The organism is Ensifer sp. (genome assembly GCF_031989085.1).
Classification (GTDB): Bacteria; Pseudomonadota; Alphaproteobacteria; order Rhizobiales; family Rhizobiaceae; genus Ensifer.
In genome coordinates, this window is the sequence record NZ_DALZXU010000008.1 from 34,033 (window position 1) to 56,642 (window position 22,610).

At 63.7% G+C, this 22,610-nt stretch carries 18 protein-coding genes; 7 read left to right on the forward strand and 11 right to left on the reverse strand.

The window, feature by feature from the left end; all coding sequences use genetic code 11:
• Nucleotides 1-22: 22 nt before the first annotated feature.
• The 4 genes from RTP54_RS25085 to RTP54_RS25100 form a co-directional block, all read right to left on the reverse strand.
• Nucleotides 23-961 carry an ABC transporter permease gene (locus RTP54_RS25085; protein WP_312366288.1) on the reverse strand — a complete coding sequence of 313 codons (939 nt, stop codon included), beginning with the start codon at nucleotides 959-961 and terminating at the stop codon, nucleotides 23-25.
• On the reverse strand, nucleotides 958-2,064 hold the full coding sequence (locus RTP54_RS25090) for an ABC transporter permease (RefSeq protein WP_312366290.1): 1,107 nt from the start codon (nucleotides 2,062-2,064) through the stop codon (nucleotides 958-960). The genes RTP54_RS25085 and RTP54_RS25090 overlap by 4 nt, the downstream gene beginning before the upstream one ends.
• Complete coding sequence (locus RTP54_RS25095; RefSeq protein ID WP_312366292.1) at nucleotides 2,064-3,590, reverse strand: ABC transporter ATP-binding protein; 1,527 nt, start codon at nucleotides 3,588-3,590, stop codon at nucleotides 2,064-2,066. The genes RTP54_RS25090 and RTP54_RS25095 overlap by 1 nt, the downstream gene beginning before the upstream one ends.
• An 85-nt stretch (nucleotides 3,591-3,675) precedes the next feature.
• A complete protein-coding gene (locus RTP54_RS25100) occupies nucleotides 3,676-4,641 on the reverse strand; it encodes a BMP family protein (protein WP_312366294.1) in 966 nt (321 codons plus the stop codon).
• Between the two features lie 128 nt (nucleotides 4,642-4,769).
• Here RTP54_RS25100 and RTP54_RS25105 point away from each other — a divergent pair, with 128 nt between their 5' ends.
• On the forward strand, nucleotides 4,770-5,390 hold the full coding sequence (locus RTP54_RS25105) for a TetR/AcrR family transcriptional regulator (protein ID WP_112805670.1): 621 nt from the start codon (nucleotides 4,770-4,772) through the stop codon (nucleotides 5,388-5,390).
• Between the two features lie 13 nt (nucleotides 5,391-5,403).
• On the opposite strand, the gene RTP54_RS25110 is transcribed toward RTP54_RS25105, so the two are convergent.
• Complete coding sequence (locus tag RTP54_RS25110; RefSeq protein ID WP_112805694.1) at nucleotides 5,404-6,288, reverse strand: LysR substrate-binding domain-containing protein; 885 nt, start codon at nucleotides 6,286-6,288, stop codon at nucleotides 5,404-5,406.
• A 130-nt stretch (nucleotides 6,289-6,418) separates the two neighbouring features.
• On the opposite strand from RTP54_RS25110, the gene glyA reads away from it, so the two are divergent.
• The 6 genes from glyA (at nucleotide 6,419) to RTP54_RS25140 (ending at nucleotide 14,942) form a co-directional block, all read left to right on the forward strand.
• Complete coding sequence (gene glyA / locus RTP54_RS25115) at nucleotides 6,419-7,690, forward strand: serine hydroxymethyltransferase (RefSeq protein WP_312366299.1); 1,272 nt, start codon at nucleotides 6,419-6,421, stop codon at nucleotides 7,688-7,690.
• Nucleotides 7,683-9,065 carry a dihydrolipoyl dehydrogenase gene (gene lpdA, locus RTP54_RS25120; protein ID WP_312366301.1) on the forward strand — a complete coding sequence of 461 codons (1,383 nt, stop codon included), beginning with the start codon at nucleotides 7,683-7,685 and terminating at the stop codon, nucleotides 9,063-9,065. The genes glyA and lpdA overlap by 8 nt, the downstream gene beginning before the upstream one ends.
• Before the next feature lie 70 nt (nucleotides 9,066-9,135).
• Entirely contained in the window at nucleotides 9,136-10,278 is a 1,143-nt protein-coding gene (gcvT, locus tag RTP54_RS25125; protein ID WP_312366303.1) for a glycine cleavage system aminomethyltransferase GcvT, read from the forward strand.
• A gap of 11 nt (nucleotides 10,279-10,289) precedes the next feature.
• On the forward strand, nucleotides 10,290-10,652 hold the full coding sequence (gene gcvH, locus RTP54_RS25130) for a glycine cleavage system protein GcvH (RefSeq protein WP_112805662.1): 363 nt from the start codon (nucleotides 10,290-10,292) through the stop codon (nucleotides 10,650-10,652).
• Between the two features lie 10 nt (nucleotides 10,653-10,662).
• Nucleotides 10,663-13,509 (forward strand): aminomethyl-transferring glycine dehydrogenase, encoded by a 2,847-nt coding sequence (gene gcvP, locus RTP54_RS25135; RefSeq protein ID WP_312366305.1) that lies wholly within the window; start codon nucleotides 10,663-10,665, stop codon nucleotides 13,507-13,509.
• 50 nt (nucleotides 13,510-13,559) lie between these two features.
• Nucleotides 13,560-14,942: an L-serine ammonia-lyase gene (locus tag RTP54_RS25140; protein ID WP_312366307.1), complete on the forward strand. Its 1,383-nt coding sequence runs from the start codon at nucleotides 13,560-13,562 to the stop codon at nucleotides 14,940-14,942.
• 126 nt (nucleotides 14,943-15,068) lie between these two features.
• Here the strand turns inward: RTP54_RS25140 and RTP54_RS25145 are convergent, their stop codons facing one another.
• From RTP54_RS25145 to RTP54_RS25170, 6 genes are all read right to left on the reverse strand, one after another.
• Complete coding sequence (locus tag RTP54_RS25145) at nucleotides 15,069-16,466, reverse strand: APC family permease (protein ID WP_312366308.1); 1,398 nt, start codon at nucleotides 16,464-16,466, stop codon at nucleotides 15,069-15,071.
• Nucleotides 16,467-17,169: 703 nt separating this feature from the next.
• Entirely contained in the window at nucleotides 17,170-17,940 is a 771-nt protein-coding gene (locus RTP54_RS25150) for an ABC transporter ATP-binding protein (protein WP_312366309.1), read from the reverse strand.
• Nucleotides 17,937-18,788 (reverse strand): ABC transporter ATP-binding protein, encoded by an 852-nt coding sequence (locus RTP54_RS25155; RefSeq protein WP_312366311.1) that lies wholly within the window; start codon nucleotides 18,786-18,788, stop codon nucleotides 17,937-17,939. The genes RTP54_RS25150 and RTP54_RS25155 overlap by 4 nt, the downstream gene beginning before the upstream one ends.
• A complete protein-coding gene (gene nikC, locus RTP54_RS25160) occupies nucleotides 18,785-19,678 on the reverse strand; it encodes a nickel transporter permease (RefSeq protein WP_409517216.1) in 894 nt (297 codons plus the stop codon). Before nikC ends, RTP54_RS25155 begins: the two co-directional genes overlap by 4 nt.
• Before the next feature lie 18 nt (nucleotides 19,679-19,696).
• Nucleotides 19,697-20,746: an ABC transporter permease gene (locus RTP54_RS25165; RefSeq protein ID WP_312366312.1), complete on the reverse strand. Its 1,050-nt coding sequence runs from the start codon at nucleotides 20,744-20,746 to the stop codon at nucleotides 19,697-19,699.
• Between the two features lie 87 nt (nucleotides 20,747-20,833).
• Nucleotides 20,834-22,420, reverse strand: a complete 1,587-nt coding sequence (locus tag RTP54_RS25170) for an ABC transporter substrate-binding protein (protein ID WP_312366314.1) — start codon at nucleotides 22,418-22,420, stop codon at nucleotides 20,834-20,836.
• Between the last annotated feature and the right edge of the window lie 190 nt (nucleotides 22,421-22,610).

Consider the following 22,610-nt stretch of genomic DNA (forward strand, 5'->3'; position numbering starts at 1 on the left):
AGGTGGGTGAAGAGAAGGGGCGTTACTTGCCGCCCCGGACGTATTTGTTGCCGATGGCCGCTGGCGGCCGCACGCGGCCGGCGAAGACGACGAGCGCGATGAAGGACGCGATGAACGGCACCATCGAGAAGAGCTGGTAGGGCACATCCGGATTGTTGAACTGCAGGCGCAGTTGCAGCGCTTCCGAAAAGGCAAAGAAGATGCAGGCGGCAAACACCAGCGCCGGGTTCCAGCGCCCGAGGATCACGGCAGCAAGCGCGATCCAGCCCTTGCCGGCACTCATGTTCTCTGTGAACACGAACACCTGGCAAAGCACGAGATAGCAGCCGCCGAGCCCGCCGAGCACGCAGCTCCCGATGACGCAGAGCGCACGAACCGCCGGCACGCTGACGCCGACCGTATCGGCGGCAACCGGATAGTCGCCGATGGCCCGCACGATCAGTCCAAAAGGCGTGCGGAACAGGAACCAGTAGGTCAGCGGCACGGCCAGATACATGAGGTAGGCCAGCGGATCCTGGTTAAAGAGCACGGGCCCAATGACCGGAATGGACGAAAGGACGGGGATCGCCAGCGGTGAAAAACCCGGCAAGGTCGTGGTCGCATCGGCTCCGAGGATGAGGCGCGCAAGATAGGAAGTCAGACCCAGCACGAGGATGTTGATGGCGATGCCCGTCATCAGCTGGTTGATGCCGAGGTTGACGGCAAGCCCTGCAAGCACGCAGCCGATGGCCACCGCAAAGAGCAGGCCCACGACGAGACCGCCAACCGGCGTGCCCGTCAGGTACGCTCCTGTCGCCGCTCCGAAGGCGCCGCCCAGGATGCAGCCTTCCAGCGAGACGTTGAATACTCCTGCGCGCTCCGAAAGCACCCCGCCGAGCGCGGCGAAGACGATCGGGATCGACAATCTGAGAACGGTGGACAGGAAATCCACCCAAGCGGACATATCGCCCAACAGGTTCATGACTTGCCTCCGGAATTGTTTGCAAAGCCCTCGGCAAGGCCGGCGTCCAGCAGGCGGCGGCGCTCGAGGAGCCGGCGCCAGTTGCCCCGGTCGAACCGGAAGGCAAGGCTTGCGGCAACGAAGATGATGACAAGGCCCTGGATCGCCTCGACGACCGTGCTCTCGAGGCCGACGGCCCGTTGCATGATGAGGCCACCGACCTTGAGCCCGCTGAGGAAGAAGGCGGCAATCGGCGCCATCAGCGGGGAAAGCTGCGCAAGGAAGGCAACGACGATGCCGTCGAAACCATAGCCCGGCGAGAAGAGATGATAGAGCCGATGTTTCAGTCCCAGCACCTCGAAGGTACCGGCAAGACCGCCGATGGCACCGGCAACGAACATCACCGCGACGACATTGTGCCGGACGCGGATGCCGGAATAGGTGGCGGCTGCCGGGTTCTTGCCGATCATGCCCAGGCCGAAGCCGACCGTGGTGAAGCGAAAGACGAACCAGGCTGCAAGGCAGAGCGCGATCCCGGCGACCACGCCGAGATGGGCGTCCGTCTGCGGCATGATGTAGGGCAGCCACAGCCCCTCGCGGATCTCCTGCGAATAGGGATAGGGCGCGCCCTCCTGCATCATCGGCCCGCCCGCGACATAGCTCACCAGATTGATGGCAATGAAGTTGAGAAGGATGGTGATGATGACTTCATTGATGCCGCGATAGGCCTTCAGGTAACCGGGAATGAGACCCCACAGACCGCCGCCGAGGGCACCCGCAAGGACGCAGAGCGGCACCTGCAGGAGGGGCGACATCTCCGGCAGCAGCAGCGCCGCCATCGACGAGAACAGACCGCCCATGTAGATCTGGCCTTCGGCGCCGATATTGAGCAGCCCCACCCGGAGCGGCACGATGACGGCAAGGCCCGCGAGCAGGATCGGCGACATCTTCGCCAGCGTGCTGGCAAGGCCGTAATAGTCGAGGAAGGCGCCGCCGAAGAGGGCGCCGTAGGCGTCCACGGGGTTGACCCCGGCGACGGCGATCAGGCCGGCACCTGCAAGAAGTGCCGCCAGCACCGCCCAGACCGGACGCAACACGTAGATATATTGAATGACCAGCAACATCATGCCACCTCCGCCTCTGCAAGCCCGCCGAGGAGCGCGCCGACCCGGTCGGGTGTCGCCTCCTCGGGTGCGATGATGCCGGTGATCCGGCCTGCGCACATGACCGCCACGCGGTCGCAGACGCTGAGAATGTGTTCCAGTTCCGTCGAGATGTAGAGGATCGCCGTGCCACGCTCCCGTTCGGCAAGAACGGTCCGGTGCACGGCCTCGATGGCACCGACATCAAGCCCCTTGCAGGGCTGCATGATCACCAGCAGCCGCGGACGGCACTCCACCTCGCGGGCGAAGATCAGCTTCTGCTGGTTGCCGCCCGACAGAAAGCGGATCGCCTGATCGACCGATTGCAGGCGCACGTCGTAACGCCGCACCCAATCCTCGGTCACCGCTTTCGCGCCGGCCGTCTTCAGCAAGCCGCCGGAGGAGAACGGTTCCTCGCGGAAATCGCGGATCATCGCGTTCTGGTAGACCGGCAGGTCGAGGACGAGACCTGTGCCGTGACGATCCTCCGGCACGAATGAAATGCCGAGCCGGTGGCGGCGCTCATAGACCCCGGCGGCGGTGATATCCTCGCCGGCGAGCTTCACCGTGCCGGCTTCGACCGGGCGCAAACCCGTCAGCGCCTCGGCAAGCTCCGCCTGGCCATTGCCGTCGACCCCGGCAACCCCGAGGATTTCGCCCGCGTGGATGTCGAACGACACACCCTTCAGCGCCTCGGTGCCACGGTTGTCCCGGGCTTTCAGATCACGCACGCTGACGAGCACCGCGTCAGACGTCATCGGCGATTTTTCAAGTGTCGTCAGGACGACGTCGCGCCCGACCATCATGCGCGCCATTTCGGCGGGCGGCGTGCCAGCGACCGGCAGGTTCGCCGAGACGGCGCCACGGCGCAGCACCGTTACCCGGTCGGCCACTGCCGCTACCTCGTCCAGCTTGTGGCTGATGAAGATGATGGTCTTGCCTGCCGCCCTCAGCCGCCGCAGTCCCTCAAGGAAGGCGTCGACCTCGTTGGGCGCGAGCACGCTGGTCGGCTCGTCCAGGATGATGATGCGGGCGTCGCGATAGAGAACCTTCAGGATCTCCACACGCTGGCGCATGCCCATCGGCAGCTTCCACACCGCCTGATGCGGATCGATATCGAAGCCGAAACTGTCTGCAAGCGCGGACAGCTTGCGCGCATGCTCGTCGAGGGAAAGCCGCATCCCCTGCCCAGGCAGGCCGAGCACCACGTTCTCGACGACGGTCAACGTTTCCACCAGCATCAGGTGCTGGTGGATCATGCCGATGCCGAGATCCATTGCCCGGCGCGGCGAGCCGATCTTCTGCGGCGCTCCATCCAACAGGATGCGCCCGCCATCGGGCTGGTACAGCCCGTAGAGAATGTTCATCAGCGTCGTCTTGCCAGCGCCGTTCTCGCCGAGAATGGCGTGCACGGTGCCTTGGGGCACCGTCAGATCGATCCCGTCCAGCGCCTTGAAGTCGCCGAACGTCTTGGTAATTTTTTCCAGCCGAAGTCCTTGCGCGGTCATGGCACAATCCAGCAAACCTGCGAGTGACGGGATGCGCGAGGAGGACGAACCGCCCTCCCCGCGCGGCAAATGCGCGGCCCGCGCGTCAGTGGACGTCGATTTCGCCCGACTTGATCTTCTCGATGATACCAGCCGCCTCGTCCTGCACCGCTGAAGGCACGGCTGAGGAATAGGTGCCGATACGGGCGGCCGCCGGCGTTTCGAGGCCGTAGATATAGGCCTTGCCCTCAAGCTTGCCCGCCTTGGCTTCGCCGAGCAGCGTCAGAAGCGCGCCGCGCATGTCGAAGATCGCAGACTGGATCACGGTGTCGGGCCAGTCGGAGATCGCATCGTAATAGATGCCGATCGCTTTTTTGCCTTTTTCCTTCACGCCCTGCAGGCTGCCGACCACGGCATTGTCCATCGACGGGAAGACGACGTCAGCGCCCTGGCTGATTTCGTTGAGTGCTGCTTCCTTGCCCTTGGCGACATCGTCCCAATCGTTCGTCCAGGCCGTCATCACCTCGCCGTCGGGGCGTGCTGCCTTGAAGCCCTTGGCATAACCATTGCCGAGATCGACGTAGAACTTGAGCTTCTGAGCGCCGATGTAACCGCCCTTTCCGGTCTCGGACACCTTGCCCGCGACATAGCCCATGACATAGCCGAGCGCCGGGAAATCGAAGCTCATGATCGCGACGTTGCCGCCCGGCTCCGTACCATTGACGACGACGAACCTGGTATCGGGAAAGCGGGATGCAACCTTGGCGACCGAATCCTGGAATTCGCCGCCATGGCCTATCACCACGGAATAGCCGCGCCGCGCATAGTCGGCGAGCGCTTCAGGCTGGTCCGGCTGGGCGACCTTTTCGCTGTAGGCGAACTCGAGGCCGAGTTCCTTGGCCGCGTGTTCCACCCCTTCATAACCTGCCTGATTGAACGACTTGTCCGTCTTCACGCCCGGCAGGACGATTGCAACCTTGAGATTATCGGCAAGGGCCGGCGCCGACAGGCTAAAGCCCGCCACAACCGTCGCCGTTGCCAGCAAGCAGAAAGAACGTCTGGAAATGCTCATTTCGGTTCCCCATAATTTTGTAGAGCATAAAAAGTTTATGTGACTATAAATTCTTGTCAACATCATTTTTGTTGCGCATTAAGGAAATTGGAGGCACAAGCCATGGACGGGAGGAAAAGGCAGGCGAAATGAATTCGATGGGATTGAGAGAACGACAGAAGGCGGACCGCCGTGAACGCATTCTGGAAGTCGCCAAGGTGCGGTTCCAGACAGACGGTTATGCCCCGACCACGATCGAACTGATCGCCAAGGACGCGGATGTCTCTGCCGTCACCGTCTACAACTATTTCGACAGCAAGGCGGGCCTTCTCCTCGCACTCGTCAGCGAAAGCGACCAGTTGCTCATCCAGCAATTGAAAACCATGATCGCGCGCAAGCCGACCGACGTGATCGACGCGGTTGCCACCTTCGGCCAGATCCTGCGCCGCCATGCCATGAGCTATCTGGCGAAATCGACGTGGCGGGAGGTTCTTTCGGCCAGCATCCAGGAAGGCAGCAGCGACTTCGGTCGGACCTATCTCGAACTGGATCGCGTTCTCGTCGACCTGATGCGCGTCATGGTCGAAGAGTTCCAGTCGCGCGGGCTGATCCCGCAGACGGTCGATAGCGCAGCCCTCGCCGATTGCCTTTTTTCACTGCAGAATATCCGGTTCTTCCAGTTCATCGCCGACGACAATCGCAATGACGAGGATATCGACCAGCGCCTGCGCACCGACCTCAAGGCGCTGAAAAGCCTCTTTTCCCAGTGAATTGCAGGACGGTTCAGGCGGGAATTGAACCGGCATCTCCGGCCTGCCCCAGATGCTCGGCGATATAGGTCTCGAGGTAGTCGATTGCCTCGGTGGACTCAGCAGTCGGCAGGCGGTGCAGGCGCACTTCCAGATGACCGAGCGATTCCAGGCCGTCGGCCGCTCCGAGCAGCCGCACGTCACCCGGAAGGGTGCTCTTGGCCATCGCGGTAACGCCTAGCCCGGCCCTGACGGCGGCAAGCACGGCGCTGTGGCTGGAACTGAGATAGGCGATCCGGCAGGGCTTCGTCTCCCGGTTCAGCTGCTGCAGCATGCGCCGGCGGTAGACACAGGGCGGCGGCGCCAGCACCAGCGGCAGAGGGCTTTGCATGTGCCCGAAGTGATCCGCGCTGGTAAACCAGATCAACGGCTCCGTATGAACGGGTTTGCCACCGCCTGCCTGTGCGTCGTCGTGCAAGGCAACGACCAGATCGAACTCGCCGTTCTTCTGACGCGTCAGAAGGTTCTTGCTGAGATCACTGGTCACTTCGAGCATGACATTGGGGTGGGCCTGGGCGAAACGCCCGAGCAGGTGCGGCAGAAGCGAGTCGGTATATTCGCTCGGCGCGCCGAGCCGGACCCGTCCGGAGACTTCAGGGCTTTGCATCAGGGCCAGGACCTCATCGTTCAGGGCCAGTATCCGCCGTGCATATTGCGCGAAGGTTCGGCCCTGAACCGTCAGTTTCAGATTATGCGCGTCGCGCTGGAACAGCCGCACCCCGACGACGTCCTCCAGCCGTTTGATCTGCAGGCTCACTGCGGACTGGGTGCGCCCCACCATCTGCGCGGCGCGCGTAAAACTGCCTCCGTCGATCGCCTTGACGAAGCTGCGCATCAACTCAGTCGGAATATTCTGCATCATCGATCCTAGCATAAGTATGCCTCATGCTAACATGAGAACTATGAAGTTCAACAATGATCGGAATTCAATATCCTCTTGAAAACGAGCGGTCGGCCTGCGCTGCCCGTTATCAATCGGAGGACAAGACATGACAGACGCCAACGCCCCACTTTCCGCTTTCGACCCGGCCCTCTGGCAGGCCATTCAGGCCGAGGGGCGTCGCCAGGAAAACGAGATCGAACTGATTGCCTCGGAAAACCACGCGAGCCTTCGGGTGATGGCAGCGCAGGGTTCGGTCCTGACCAACAAATATGCCGAGGGTTATCCGGGCAAGCGTTACTACGGCGGCTGCGGCGAGGTCGATGTGGTCGAGCAGCTTGCCATCGATCGCGTCAAGCAGCTCTTCGGCGCCGCATTTGCCAACGTGCAGCCGCATTCGGGCGCGCAGGCAAACGGCGCGGTGATGCTGGCGTTGCTGCAGCCGGGCGACACCATCCTCGGCATGTCGCTGGATGCCGGCGGCCACCTGACCCATGGCGCCCGTCCAGCGCTTTCCGGCAAGTGGTTTCGTGCGATCACCTACGGTCTGACGCCGGAAGGCCGGATCGACTATGACGAGGTTGCATCGCTGGCGGAGGCAGAACGCCCCAAGCTGATCATCGCGGGCGCCTCGGCCTATTCCCGCATCATCGACTTTGCCCGTTTCAGGGCGATCGCCGACAGCGTCGGCGCCATGCTGATGGTCGACATGGCCCATATCGCGGGCCTCGTCGCCACCGGCCACCATCCGAGCCCGATGCCGCACGCCCATGTGGTGACGTCGACCACGCACAAGACGCTGCGCGGGCCGCGCGGCGGCATCATCCTGACCAATGACGAGGCAATCGCCAAGAAGATCAATGCGGCGGTCTTTCCCGGCCTGCAGGGCGGCCCGCTGATGCATGTGATCGCCGCCAAGGCCGTCGCCTTCGCCGAAGCCCTGCAGCCGGATTTCACTGACTATGCAGGGCGGGTCGTCGCAAGCGCCAAGGCTCTCGCCGAGGTTCTGGTCGAGCGCGGCGCGGCGATCGTCTCCGGCGGCACAGACAATCACCTGATGCTGGTGGATCTGCGCCCACTCGGCCTGAAGGGCAACGAGGCGGCCGATGCGCTCGAGCGCGCCGGCATCACCTGCAACAAGAACGGCGTGCCCGGCGATCCGGAAAAACCGACGGTGACATCAGGCATCCGCCTCGGCACCGCGGCCGGCTGCTCGCGCGGTTTCGGACCTGAGGAATTTCGCCGGATCGGCCATCTGATCGGCGACGTCCTCGACAGTCTGCGCGCCGGCACGAACGCTGCCGTCGAGGCCACGGTTCACGAGAAGGTCGCAGCGCTCTGCCTCGCGTTTCCGATCTATGGAGGCAAGGCGGATGTCTGATTTCGACCTCGTCGTCATCGGCGCCGGACCCGGCGGCTATGTCGCGGCCCTGCGCGCCGCCGCTGCCGGCATGCGGGTGGCCTGCATCGACGAACGCGCGACCCCGGGCGGCACCTGCCTGAATGTCGGCTGCATTCCCTCCAAGGCACTGTTGTCGTCGAGCGAACACTGGGCCGAACTGAAGTCGCTCGCCGATCACGGCATTGAAACCGCCACCGCAAGCTTTGACCTGGCGCGCATGATGGCGCGCAAGGAGCGGGTGATTTCCGACCTCAACAAAGGCATCGCCTTCCTGTTCAAGAAGGCCGGTGTCGAGTTCATCCATGGGCGGGCAAACATCACAGGCCCGGGGCGGGTCACGGTGGGCGAGCGTGAAATCGCGACCCATCACATCCTGATTGCCACGGGCTCCGAACCGGCCGCCTTGCCCGGCGTTGCCTTCGACGAAAAGCGCGTCCTCTCGTCAACCGGCGCCCTGTCGCTCGAGAGCGTACCGGATCGACTGGTGATCGTCGGGGCAGGCGTGATCGGCCTCGAGATCGGCCAGATCTGGTCGCGCCTTGGCTCTCAGGTCACGGTCGTCGAGTATGTCGACCGCATCCTGCCTGGCATCGACGGCGAGATCGCCAAGGCTGCGCAGCGGATTTTCTCCCGCCACGGCATTGGATTCAAGCTGAACGCTGCCGTCAAAACGGTTGCGGCCGCCGGCGCGACGGCCAGGGTCGAGATCGAGAACCGCTCTTCCGGCGCGGTTGAAATTCTGGAGGCCGACGCCGTTCTGGTGGCGATCGGCCGGCGACCGCGCACAGGTGGTCTTGGGCTCGAAAGCCTCGGCGTGAAACTTGACACCAAAGGTTTCATCGCTGTCGACGCGCAGTTCCGCACCAGCATCCCCGGCATTCTCGCCATCGGCGATGCGGTGCCCGGACCGATGCTGGCGCACAGGGCGGAAGAGGACGCAGCCGCCTGCATCGCAGCGCTTGCGGGCGATCCGCATGACGCTCCCGACTACGGCCTCGTTCCGGGCGTGGTCTATACCGCCCCGGAGATCGCAGCCGTCGGCCTGACGGAAGACGCCGCTGCCGGTCGCTCCATCCTTGTCGGCAAATCCAGCTTTCTTGCCAATGGCCGCGCCCGTGCGATCGGGGCAACCGACGGCTTCGTCAAGGTAATCGGCTGCGCCGAGACCGGCAGGCTCCTCGGCGCGCACATCCTCGGACATGGCGCCGGCGAGTTGCTGCAGGAGCTCGTTCTGGCGCTTCGCCTCGGCGTGACATTGCACGATCTCGCCATGACGTCCCACGCCCATCCGGGAATGGGCGAAGCGGTGAAGGACGCCTGCCACGCAGCCGTGGCCACCCAACGCCAGACGTGACGTTGCGCCGTCGGTGCACGTGTCTTGCGTGCTCGGCGGCCCCGCGTTTTCCCTCTTTCGGAGCCTTTTGATGACCTTGACAGAAGACTTGCGGCAAACGCCGCTCACCGCCTTCAACATCGCGCATGGCGGCCGGATGGTGTCCTTCGCCGGATACGAGATGCCGGTCCAGTTCCCCGACGGGGTCCTGAAGGAACATTTGCACTGCCGCGCGGCGGCCGGCCTATTCGACGTCAGCCATATGGGGCAGGTCATTCTGCGCCCGAAGGCCGGCAGGGTCGAGGACGCCGCCTTGGCGCTCGAACGGCTGGTGCCCGTCGACATCCTCGGGCTCAAGCCGGGACGCCAGCGCTACGGGCTCTTCACCGCGCAGGATGGCGGGATCCTCGACGACCTGATGATCGCCAACCGTGGCGACCATCTGTTCCTCGTCGTCAACGCCGCCTGCAAGGTCGAGGACATTGCCCATCTGTGTGCGCACCTCTCCGATGATTGCGAGATCGAGGAATTGACCGATCGCGCCCTGATCGCGCTGCAGGGCCCTGACGCCGAGGCTGTTCTTTCGGTTCTTGCGCCTGAAGTGGCGGACATGCGTTTCATGGACGTGGCCGATGTCACGCTTCTGGGCGTGTCCTGCATCGTGGCACGCGCAGGATACACCGGCGAGGACGGCTACGAGATATCGGTCGCCGCCAGCCACGCCGTGGCGCTCGCCGAGGCGCTTCTCGCCGACATGCGGGTTCGTCCCGTCGGGCTCGGCGCACGCGACAGCCTGCGGCTCGAATCGGGCCTGTGTCTCTACGGCCATGACATCGACGCGGCCACCACCCCGGCGCAGGGCGCGCTCGAATGGGCGATCCAGAAGGTGAGGCGAACGGGTGGAGCGCGCGCCGGCGGCTTTCCCGGCGCCGACATAATCCTGCCGGAACTGGAGACGGGCGCTGCGCGACGCCGGGTCGGGCTGCGGCCTGACGGGCGCGCACCGATCCGCGAGGGCGCAGTCCTTTTTGCAGACGAAAGCGGCGGTGAGCCGGTCGGACGGGTCACCTCCGGTGGCTTCGGTCCCTCCGTCAACGCACCGGTGGCTATGGGATTTGTCGCTACCGATCATTCCGGAACAGACACGCCCCTCTTTGCCGAGGTCCGCGGCAAGCGCCTTGCCGTCTTCGTCTCTCCGTTACCCTTCATCACCCAACGCTACAAGCGTAGCTGAGGAACCCTGACATGCTGAAATTTACCGAAGACCATGAATGGCTCGCCATGGAGGGCGATGTCGCGACCGTCGGCATCACCCGGCATGCCGCCGAACAACTGGGCGACCTCGTTTTCGTCGAGTTGCCCGAAGTCGGCGCGGTACTGGACAAGGGCGGAGCCGCATCGACCGTGGAGTCCGTCAAGGCCGCATCCGACGTCTACTGCCCGCTGGCCGGCGAGATCGTTGCGGTCAACGAGGAAATCCTCGCCGATCCCTCGCTGATCAACAGGTCGCCTCAGGGCGACGGCTGGTTCTTCAAGCTGCGACTTGCCAATGCAGATGACGCGGCGGCGCTGATGGATGAAGCGGCCTATCTGGCGCTGGTCGGTTGAGGAGATAGGGATGAGCTACAAACCGACAGGCTACGCGCCCTACGACTTCGCAAACCGCCGCCACATCGGCCCGTCCCCGCAGGAAATGGCAGAGATGCTGCAAACGGTCGGGGCCGAAAGCCTCGACACCTTCATCGACGCGGTCGTGCCCGCGGACATCCGGCAGGCGCGCCCGCTCGCCTGGGGCAAGGCGCTCTCCGAGCGCGGCGTTCTGGAACGCCTGCGCAACGTGGCCTCCAAGAACACGCCCAATGCCAGCTTCATTGGCCAGGGCTACCATGGAACGGTCACGCCGCCGGCCATTCAGCGCAACATATTCGAAAACCCGGCCTGGTATACGGCCTACACACCCTACCAGCCGGAAATCAGTCAGGGCAGGCTCGAAGCTCTGCTCAACTACCAGACCATGATGGCCGACCTGACCGGGCTCGACGTCGCCAATGCCTCGCTGCTCGACGAGGGCACTGCCGCCGCCGAGGCGATGGCGCTGTGCGAACGTGCATCGCGCACGAAGGCGCGCGCCTTTTTCATCGACCATCATTGCCACCCGCAAACCATCGCCGTGGTCACGACCCGCGCCAACCCGCTCGGCTGGGAGGTGATCGTCGGCGATCCCTTCAAGGATCTTGATCCGTCGCGCGTTTTCGGCGCCCTGTTCCAGTATCCCGGCACCTACGGCCATGTTCAGGATTTCACCGGCCCGATCGCTGCCTTGAAACAGGCAGGGGCCCTGGCCGCCGTCGCTGCCGATCCTCTGGCGCTGACATTGCTCAAACCACCCGGCGAAATGGGCGCGGATATCGCCATCGGATCCAGCCAACGCTTCGGCGTGCCGATGGGCTATGGCGGACCGCATGCGGCCTATATGGCCGTGCGCGCCAACCTGACCCGATCGATGCCGGGTCGCATCGTCGGCGTTTCGATCGACGCCCGCGGCAATCGCGCCTATCGGCTGTCGCTCCAGACGCGCGAGCAGCATATCCGCCGCGAGAAGGCGACGTCGAATGTCTGCACCGCCCAGGCGCTGCTCGCGGTGATGGCATCGATGTACGGCGTCTTTCACGGCCCGGACGGACTGCGCGCCGTCGCCGAGCGCATCCACCGCAAGATGGCAAGACTGGTCAAGGGGCTTGAAACGCTCGGCTTCGGCATCGAACCGGCGACCTTCTTCGACACCGTCTCGGTTGAATGCGGCCCGCGCCGCGATGCCATCATGGCATCGGCGCTGCGCGAAGGCATCAACCTCAGGGCGATCGGCGACACGCGGATCGGCATTGCATTCGACGAGACGACGCGGCGCAGCCACACCGAAGCGATCTGGCGCGCCTTCGGCGGCGGGATGGCGGATGACGTACTGGCCCACGAGTACCGCTTGCCCGAGACGCTGTTGCGCACGTCGAGCTTCATGACCCACCCGGTCTTCCACATGAACCGCGCGGAAGCGGAAATGACGCGGTACATGCGCCGCCTCGCCGACCGGGATCTGGCGCTCGACCGGGCCATGATCCCGCTCGGCTCCTGCACGATGAAGCTCAACGCCACGGCCGAAATGATGGCGCTGAGCTGGCCGGAATTCGCAAACCTGCATCCCTACGCCCCCGCCGACCAGGCTGAAGGCTATGCCGAGATGCTGGCCGACCTCGAAGCGAAGCTGTGCCAGATCACCGGTTATGACGGCTTTTCCATGCAGCCCAATTCGGGTGCGCAGGGCGAATATGCGGGGCTGCTTGCGATCCGTCGCTACCACGAGGCGCGCGGCGATGCTCACCGCGACGTCTGCCTGATCCCGACGTCCGCGCACGGCACCAATCCGGCTTCGGCGCAGATGGCCGGCATGAAGGTGGTCGTCGTCGGCGTTGCGCCCGACGGCAACATCGACGTCGCTGATTTCCGTGCCAAGGCGCAGGCCCATTCCGCAAACCTTGCCGCCTGCATGATCACCTATCCTTCGACCCACGGCGTTTTCGAGACCACGGTGCGTGAGATCTGCGACATTACCCATGCCCATGGCGGACAGGTCTATATCGACGGCGCCAACATGAACGCGATGGTCGGGCTTGCCCGGCCAGGCGACATTGGCGGGGACGTCAGCCATCTCAATCTGCACAAGACCTTCGCGATCCCGCATGGCGGCGGCGGGCCCGGCATGGGACCGATCGGCGTCAAGGCCCATCTCGTCCCGCATCTGCCGGGAAATCCGGCGTCGGGAGACTTCGCCGTCTCGTCGGCCACATTCGGCTCGGCCTCGGTCCTGCTCATCTCCTGGGCCTATTGCCTGTTGATGGGTGGCGAAGGCCTGACCCAGGCGACCAAGACCGCGATCCTCAACGCCAACTACATCGCCCGACGGCTGGCTGCCGCCTACCCGATCCTCTACAGCTCGGCCTCAGGCCACGTCGCGCACGAGTGCATTCTCGACACCCGGGTGCTGAAGGAGCGCGCCGGCGTGAACGTGGACGACATCGCCAAGCGCCTGGTCGATTGCGGCTTCCATGCACCGACCATGAGCTGGCCCGTTGCCGGCACGTTGATGGTGGAACCGACGGAAAGCGAACCCAAGGCCGAACTCGACCGCTTCATTTCCGCCATGCTGGGCATTGCCGCAGAAGTGGACGCGATTGCGGCAGGCACGCTCGATGCTGAGGACAATCCCCTGAAGCGTGCGCCGCACACCGTCGAGGACCTCGTCGGAGAATGGAACCGGCCCTATAGCCGCGAGGCTGCCTGCTTCCCGGCTGGCGCCTTCCGGGCGGACAAATACTGGCCGCCGGTCAACCGGATCGACAATGTCCACGGCGATCGCAACCTGATCTGCAGTTGCCCGCCGCTCGAAAGCTACGCTGAAGCCGCCGAATGAAACGATCGCCCCCGGCACACCGCCGGGGGCGATCCTGTCAGGGAACCCCCATGTTTCTATCCGTTTTCGACATCTTCAAGATCGGCATCGGTCCATCCTCGTCGCACACGATGGGGCCGATGGTTGCCGCCTCTCGTTTCCTTACCGCGCTCACGACCCTTCCCGACCGGGCAGGCTGTACGCGGCTCGCCGTGTCTCTGCACGGCTCCCTCGCCTTTACCGGCAAGGGCCATGCAACCGACCGTGCGGTGTTTCTCGGGCTCATGGGATGCCTGCCGGAAACGCTCGATCCCGACCAGGCTGAAGCCATGGTTGCGCAGCTGCGGGTCAACAGGACGATAACCGTGCCCGCAGGCGGCCCTGTTGCCTTCGACCCGGATCACGATCTCGTCTTCGACTATGGACCGCCGCTGCCGGGCCATGCCAATGGCATGGTCTTCACCGCGTTCTATCCTTCCGGCGAGATCCTGTTGCGGCAGGTCTTCTACTCCATCGGCGGCGGTTTCGTCGTCAGCGAAGACGAACTTTCCGGACAGTCATCGTCACGCGACAGCGTGCCCGCAGACGTACCCTATCCCTTCACCTCCGCGGTCGAAATGTTGCGGATGGGGAAAGGCACAGGCCTTTCGATCGCCGCGATGAAAGAGGCAAACGAGCGCGCCCGCCACGGTCCCGAGCTTGAGCCGGGGCTCGAGCGTTTGCAGGCGGCAATGAACGCCTGCCTTGATCGGGGTCTTCGCCACGACGGAATACTTCCCGGGGGATTATCGGTCCGACGCCGCGCCCGCGGCCTGCACCAGCAATTGCTGAGCGAAAGGGGAAGCAACCAGGTCCAGCCGCATGCGGCCACCGACTGGCTGCTGGTCTACGCAATGGCCGTCAACGAGGAGAACGCGGCCGGCGGGCGCGTCGTGACGGCGCCGACCAATGGCGCGGCCGGCGTCGTACCCGCCGTGCTGCGCTACTATCGCGACCATTGTATCGGAGCCAGTGCCGCCCGCGCGCGCCAGTTTCTTCTGACTGCAGCCGCCATCGGCGGGCTGATCAAGCACCGCGCTTCCATTTCCGGGGCGGAGTGCGGTTGTCAGGCCGAGGTCGGTTCGGCCTCCGCCATGGCCGCTGCAGGGCTGTGCGCGGCACTGGGCGGAACCAACGAGCAGGTGGAGAACGCCGCGGAAATCGCGCTCGAACATCACCTCGGCATGACCTGCGATCCGGTCGCGGGGCTCGTGCAGGTGCCATGCATCGAACGAAACGGCCTTGGCGCCATCAAGGCCGTTTCGGCTGCAAGTCTTGCGCTTCGCGGCGACGGCCAGCATTTCATGCCGCTCGACAACTGCATCGAAACGATGCGCCAGACCGGGCAGGACATGGCAGACAAGTACAAGGAAACGTCGATCGGCGGCCTCGCCGTCAATCTGCCCGAGTGCTGACATCCGCTCCTGCGCTTGTCAGCAGGCCTGCCTCCACGCCTCCCCCTACACAATCAGGCTAACAAAAACCCGCCGCAACGAGATGTGCGGCGGGTCAAACTGTCGGCGGCTTGCGATGTATGTTGCTCAGGCCTCCTTGCGCCAGAGCTTCGACAACGCCCAAAGCCCGACGGCGGCACCGGCGAGCACCAGCTCACCGATCAGGAAGTCAGTGGTCTGGGAGACAAGGGCATAGCCGGTAAAGGCGACGACGATGATGGGCGGAAGCGGCCAGAACGGCATCCGGAAGGGCCGATGGACATCCTTCTGAGTGATGCGGCTCCAGAAGGCGGCGATCCCGACGAAGAAGTACACCGTCGCGATCATGGTGCCGGCGAACATGATGAGCCAGTCGAGGCTCGACATCATGATCAGGAAGGCCGAAGGCACGAGCAGAGCGGCAACGCCCCAGCCCGGCGAACGGAAGCGGTTGAGCTCGGCAAGCTTGTTGCCGACCGCCGGCGGCCAGAGGCCGTCTCGCGCCGATGCAAAGACGCCGCGGGCAAAGTACATCTGGAGCGTGAGAGCAGCGTTGAAGAGCGCTGCAATGACACCGATGTTGACGATCGTGCTTGCCCAAGGGCCGAGCGCGCTTTCCACCGCGGACACGATCGGCGCGTCCGACTGCAGGAAGGCGACCAGGTCGGGCGCCGCAATGACGCCTGCAAAGAGCGGGATGGTGATGAGGATCGAGGCCAGGATTGCCGCATAGACAACGGCTCGGCCGACGTCACGCGCACCTCCGACGAGCTCCTCGACGAAGCCGCAGACGGCATCATAACCGTTGAGCACGTTGAAGGCGGGGGCGAGCGTCGCCAGCGCGATGCCGAGGGTCAGGGGCACGAGCTGGCCGTTTTCCAGAACCACCGGATGGAACACCACGTCGATCGGGTTCTGGACGGGGGCGACGATGGCCGCCAGCACGATGAGCCCGACGACGATGAGCTGCACGAAAAGAATGGCGATGTTCACCTTCGCGCCGATTTCGACCTTGGTGATCGCGATGGCGCCAGAGATCGCCAGCAGCACGAATGCGATGACCTCATTTGGAACGGTGATCCATGGCAGCATGTTCTTCAGGAAGATCGGAATCCCGAGGAGCAGCGACGCCGGGATGACGATCCCCTGCGTTACGAAATTGAAGAGCGTGATCCAGGCGAGCGGCTCCGGCAAGGCGCTGCGGACCATCGAATAGGAGCCGCCGGTCGACGGATAGGCCGATGCCAGTTCGCCGAGGCACATGGCGATCAGGACCACGACGACGCTGAGGATCAGCATCGCCCCGACCCCGAACGTCCCACCAACCTGGAAAACGCCGGCCGTCAGCAGCAGGACGGCCATTGCGGGCGAGGCATCGGCCATCGCCAGGCACACCACATGCGAAACCTGGAGCCGCCGCCGCAGCGTGTGCCCGGTCCCGTCGCTCGCCGCACCCTCGAATTCCGGGCTCTGGCCGGCTCCTTCCAACACTTTCGTCGATGACATCACTCACTCCCCCCAATTGTGCCGATCACGGACACACGTTCCAACCTCTTGGACTACGCTTTCCTGCGGACCGCCCGACGCGCTCGATTCCTCCGCCCAGTCGGCCCACTCAGCATCTCCACATGCTGTATCCACTATAAACTTATAGTCTATATATTTTTGTAGTAGCTAAACCACTCTTCGTCAACGGAGAAACCGCCGACATAGGCGATGAGAATTTTCACGAGTCTGGCGAGGCTTTGATCTGGTTGAGACGACCGACGGGGGCGCGATCACACGGCTGGCTTCGACGACCGGACATAGACGCCAACCATCGTATTCTCAGGGTGGAGTGAACAGTTGCAGGATAGGCCGGGATGGTCCGGCGCGGTCTCCGCGCCATCGGCCTCGCAATGGCGCTCTCTATTCGGTGGAGACGCTTACCTTTTTGTCGAAACGAGGCAAGAAGACCTGAACAACCCGGAGCGCAGTCAGGTCGTTCGATCAGCCCAACGCCTGCACCAGCGAAAAATGAGCCGCAGTGCATCGTATGCGGAGCCAATCGCAGAAAGGCAATGCATTTGGCGCAAATGCCGCTTGCCGGTTCTATCGTGGCCTCTCTCGCTCTTTCTTCGATCACCACTACGGCAATCCCGTCCGCTGCCAACGTCCGGATCCGCATCAACCCATTCTGGACTAGCGTTGGGGAAGCGTCGTCGTGGTCTCATCCATGACGAACAGCTTCGGCCGAAGCATCAGCGCCCGCGCGATCGCGATGGCTCGCCCGGAAGAGCGTGCGGGTATAGTCGTGCTGCATGTCGCCGGCGCGCAATTGTGCGCGCGTCAGTGTTTCGACTGCGCGGGCGTTCTGCATCACCATCAATCGATCGCACATATAGGAGATGACGGCGAGGTCGTGGCTGACGATGACAAAGGTCAGGTTAAGCTCTCGACGAAGGCGGTTGAGGAGATTGAGGATTTCGGCCTGTACCGAGACGTCCAGCGCCGAGGTCGGCTCGTCGAGCAGGAGCACCTTAGGCGACAGCGACAGGGCGCGGGCTATCGCCACGCGCTGGCGTTGGCCTCCGGACAATTCGTGCGGGAAGCGAAACCGGTGTGCTGCCGTCAGCCCGATCATCTCCAGAAGCTCGACCGTGCGGGCATCCACATCCGACATGCGATTGATCAGCATCGGCTCGGCGATGGCCTGGCCGATCGTGTAGCGGGGATGCAGCGAGGCATAGGGGTCCTGGAACACCATCTGCGCCACGCGCACGAGGTCGCGCCGCATTCCCTTGCGCAGATCAATATCGCCGATGTGGATATCACCGGTCCATTGGCGATTGAGACCCATGACCGTGCGCAAGACGGTGGATTTGCCCGAGCCGCTTTCACCGACGAGACCGAAGCTCTCGCCGCTTTCCACCGAGAGGCTGACGTTGTGCACCGCCACGGCGCTGCCGAAATGGACGCTGAGATTTTCGATGCGGATCATAGGCGGGCCTCTCCCCAGCTCGCGTCGCGCGCGAGAGTTGGCAGTGGTGTCAGCGGCCCATCGATGGCTGGCAGGCAGGCGAGCAGCCCCCGCGTATAGGGATGTACCGCCTCGTGCATGCGTCGCGCATCCAGCGTCTCGACGATCCGGCCGGCATACATGACCAGTACCCGGTCGCAGAAGCGCGAGACGAGGTTGAGGTCGTGGCTGATGAAGACAAGGCCCATGCCACGGCGCCTGACCAGTTCATCCATGATCTCGAGCACCTGCACCTGCACCGTGACGTCGAGGGCGGACGTGGGTTCGTCGGCGATCAGCAGTTCGGGCTCGCGCACCACCATCATGGCGATCATCACCCGCTGGCCCATGCCGCCAGAGAGTTCGTGTGGATAGAGGTCGTAGACCCGTTCCGGCGCTCGGATATGCACCGCCTCCAACACCTCGAGCACTTTCTGGCGCACTTTTGCTGACGGCAGCGATCGGGCACCGAGCCGGATCGCCTCGGCGATCTGCTTGCCGACGCGCATCACCGGGTTGAGCGAGAATTTCGGATCCTGCAGGATCATGCCCATGCGATTGCCACGCAGCTGCCGGCGCACCCGCGGGGAGGCCGAAAGCAGGTCTATGCCGGCAAAGGACATGACATCGGCCGAGACGCGCGCATGCTCCGGCAGAACGCCCATCAGGGCGCGACTGGAGAGGCTCTTTCCCGAGCCGCTTTCGCCGACGATGCCGAGCTTTTCCCGGCCGACTTCGAAGGAGACGCCATTGACCGCCTCGATCATCGTGCCGCCCTCGCCGGCAAAGGCGATGCGCAGGTTTTCCACGGTGACAAGCGTCTGGCTCATGCGCGCCTCCTCAAGTGCGGGTCGAGCAGGTCGCGCATGGCATCGCCCAGAAGGTTGAAGCCGAGGCTAACGATGAAGATCGCAAGTCCAGGCATCGTTGCCACCCACCATTGATCGAAGATGAATTTGCGGCCGGTCGAGATCATTGCGCCCCATTCGGGCAGCGGCGGCTGCGCGCCGAGGCCGATGAAGCCGAGGCCGGCGGCTGTCAGGATAATGCCCGCCATGTCGAGCGTCATGCGCACGATCACCGAGGAGAGGCACATCGGCATGATATGGCGCAAGACGATGCGGAACTCTGAGCCGCCGGCCAGCCTGACGGCGTTGACATAGTCACTATCGCGCACGATCAGTGCTTCGGCCCGCGCGAGCCGCGCATAGGGCGGCCAGGCGGTGAGCGTGATCGCCAGCGCCGCATTGACGATTCCGGGCCCGAGAGCCGCCACGAAAGCAAGCGCCAGCAGCAGTTTCGGAACGGCAAGGAAAACGTCGGTGATGCGCATGAACACCGCATCGACCCAGCCGCCAGACGTTCCCGCCACCGCGCCGATGATGAGGCCGATCGGCGCGGATGTCGCCACCACCAGCCCCACGATGAGCAGGGTCAGCCGGGCGCCATAGAGGATGCGGGAGAAGATATCACGACCCAGCTCGTCCGTGCCGAGCCAGTTCTCAAAACTCGGCGGCGAAAGGCGGTGCACGAGATCTGGCAGGTAGGGATCATGGGTCGCAAGAAGGGGCGCGAAGACTGCGCTCGCCAGCAGCACACCGAGGATGACAAGGCCGATCATGCCAAGCGGATTACCGGCGAAACGGCGGGCGAACGTGGTGAATTCACCGAGGCGCGCACGCCGAAGCTGGCGGCGGGTCTCGGCATGGGTGAGATTGATGGCGGTTATGGCGGCCTCCTACCGGCGACGAAGGTTGGAGCGCGGATCGAGCATCTGGTAGACGACGTCCGAGACCATGTTGAGCAGGATGAACACGGCGCCGACCAGCACCGTGCCGCCGAGCACGGCGTTGATGTCGGCCCTGAAGAGCGATGAGGCTATGTAGTTGCCGATACCCGGCCAGGCGAAGACCGTCTCGACGAGCACGGAGCCTTCCAGCAGGCCGCCGTAGGAAAGGGCGATCACCGTGACGAGCGGGATGGCGGCATTTCGCAGAGCATGCAGCATCACCGCGCGATATTCGGTCGCCCCCTTGAGGCGGGCCGTCAACACATATTCCCGCGACAGCTGGTCGAGCATCATCGAACGCGTCATGCGCGAGATGTAGGCGAGGCTGTAGTAGCCGAGCAGCGCTGCCGGCAGCACGATATGGCTCAAGGCATTGCCGAAGACCTCCCACTCGCCAGATAGAAGCGAGTCGATCAACAGCGAGCCGGTCAACGGTTTGACGATGCCCTGATAGAAGACGTCGACCTGGCCAGGACCGGCCACCCAGTCGAGCCGGGAATAAAAGACGAAGAGACCGACCAGTCCAAGCCAGAAGATCGGCACGGAATAGCCGATGAGGCCGACAAAGCGGATCACGTAGTCGGGCCATTTGTCGTGCCAATAGGCAGCGGCCACGCCCGCCGGCACGCCGATGAGCGTGCCGGCCAGAAGGCCGAGCGTCGCAAGCTCCAACGTCGCGGGAAAGAAGCCGGCAAGGTCCGAGAGCACGGGCCGGTTGGTGACGAAAGAGGTGCCAAAATCGCCCCGAACGAGCTTTCCGGCATAGACGACAAACTGCTGCCAGAGCGGCTTGTCGAGGCCCATTTCGAGGAAGACGCGCTGGTAGACCTCCTCGCTTGCCTTCTGTCCGACCACCGACAGGACCGGATCGATCGGCACAACGCGGCCGATGCAAAAGGTGAGTGCCACCAGGCCAATGAGCGTGATGCCCACGGTGAGGAGAAGCGTGAGGATCCGGCCGGTGACACCGAGAACCCGGTTGATGAGAACTGCCGGCACGAACCACTCCGTTGGCTTGACCGCGATTGACCTCGGCCGCGACCGGCGCCGGAGCACCGTTCGCGGCCGAAACATGGGTTCGGACGGTTACTTGGTTACGTTCCAGTACCGGTCGTCGGCGAAGGTCTGCCCGAGTACGACCCCCTTGATCGAACTGCGCACGCCGACCTTTCTGACCTGCTGGAACATGTAGAGGAAGGGCGAAGTGTCGGTGTGTGCCTTCTGCAAGGTTTCATACATCGCCCGTCGCTTGTCCGTATCCTGCTCGCGCACGGCCGCCATCGCATCCTGCGACAGGCTTCCGGCCGCCCAGCCAAATCGATCGGCAAGGCCGGCGGAACCGTCCGGCGCATCCTGCTTGTTCACGGCAAAGGCCTTGACGTTGGAATGCGGGTCGGGATAGTCCGGCCCCCACAGGCCGAGCCAGATGTCGAGGTTTGACGAGCGATAGCGCTCCAGCCACTGCTGACCGTCGACCACTTCAAGGTTCAGCTTGACGCCGGCCTGCGCCATCGTCGCCTGGATCGCCTGGGCGAAGTCAGTGTAGGGCGGCGTGTTCCAGACAACGGTGTCCAGCGTGAGCTCACCCGAAATTCCGGCCTCGCCCAACAGCGCCTTCGCCTTCTCGATATCGAGCTTGTACGGATTGTAGTCGATTTCGCCGAGGAAACCCTTCGGCACCAGCGTCTGGTGGACTTCCACCGTGCCACGCGAAATCGTGTCAGCGATGCCCTGGTAGTCGACCAGATACTTCAGCGCCTGCACGACCTTGGGCTTGGCCAGGTGCTCGTTCCTGACGTTCAGGCCCATGTAATAGATGGTTCCGGAACGACCGTCGACGAAGCCGACGTCCGGGTTCTCCTCGATTGCGCCGAAATCATCCGGCCCGAGTTTGTTGGCGATGTCGATGTCGCCCTTTTCGAGCAACAGGCGCTGTGCGGCGCTTTCGGGAATGTGCTGGAGGAAGATCCGCTCCAGGCCACCGGTCTCGCCGGTATAATTGGGATTGCGGGTCAACATGATTGACTGCTTGGGCTCCCAGCGGGACAGCACATACGGACCGGAACCGGCGGAGTTCTCAACCTTCAGCCAGGCATTGCCGAAGTCGCCATTGACCTCGTGCTCCTGCACCAGCTTGGAATCGACGATGCCGCCGACATAGGAAGACAGGCAGTAATAAAGGAACGACGGCGCATAGGTGTCACCGATCTCGATGACCAGCGTCATGTCGTCGGTCGCCTTGATGCGATCCTTGACGTTCTCCGGCGTGAAGCCGAACTGGGTGAGGATGAAGGCAGAGCGCGACTTCATCTGCACGACGCGCCGCAGCGAATATTCCGCGTCCCTCGCCGTCACCGGATTGCCTGAGGCGAATTTCAGTCCCGGACGCATCTTGAAGGTATGGGTCTTGCCGTCCGGCGACGCCGTCCAGCTTTCGGCGAGCACGCCGATGATCTTGCTGGAATCGTCGGTCGCTGCCGTCAGAAGCGGCTGGTAGATCTGATTTGCCGCAAGCACGCCGCCAACCTCCGAGACCTCGCCCGGATCAAGCGTGATGATGTCGTCGATGGCATCGGCCACGACGAGCGTGTTCTTCGGCGTTTCGGCCAGAGCCTGGCCAGTTGCCAACGCCAGCACGAGCGCCGCGCCGTTTATCAATTTTTTCACGCGCATTTTTCCTCCTTCAGGCGTGAAGGGTTTCACCTTTCACCGCCTGCCCCCGCGTTGCGTTGTTTGAAATGCTAGTCCGCTTTCCGGCCCGGTCCTGTGACACAGACACCGCACCGGCGAAGCGGCTTCCCGTCGGAGCGGCCTCCACCACTCCACCTCGAAACTTTAGTCACGCTAAAGTTTATTGAGGGCG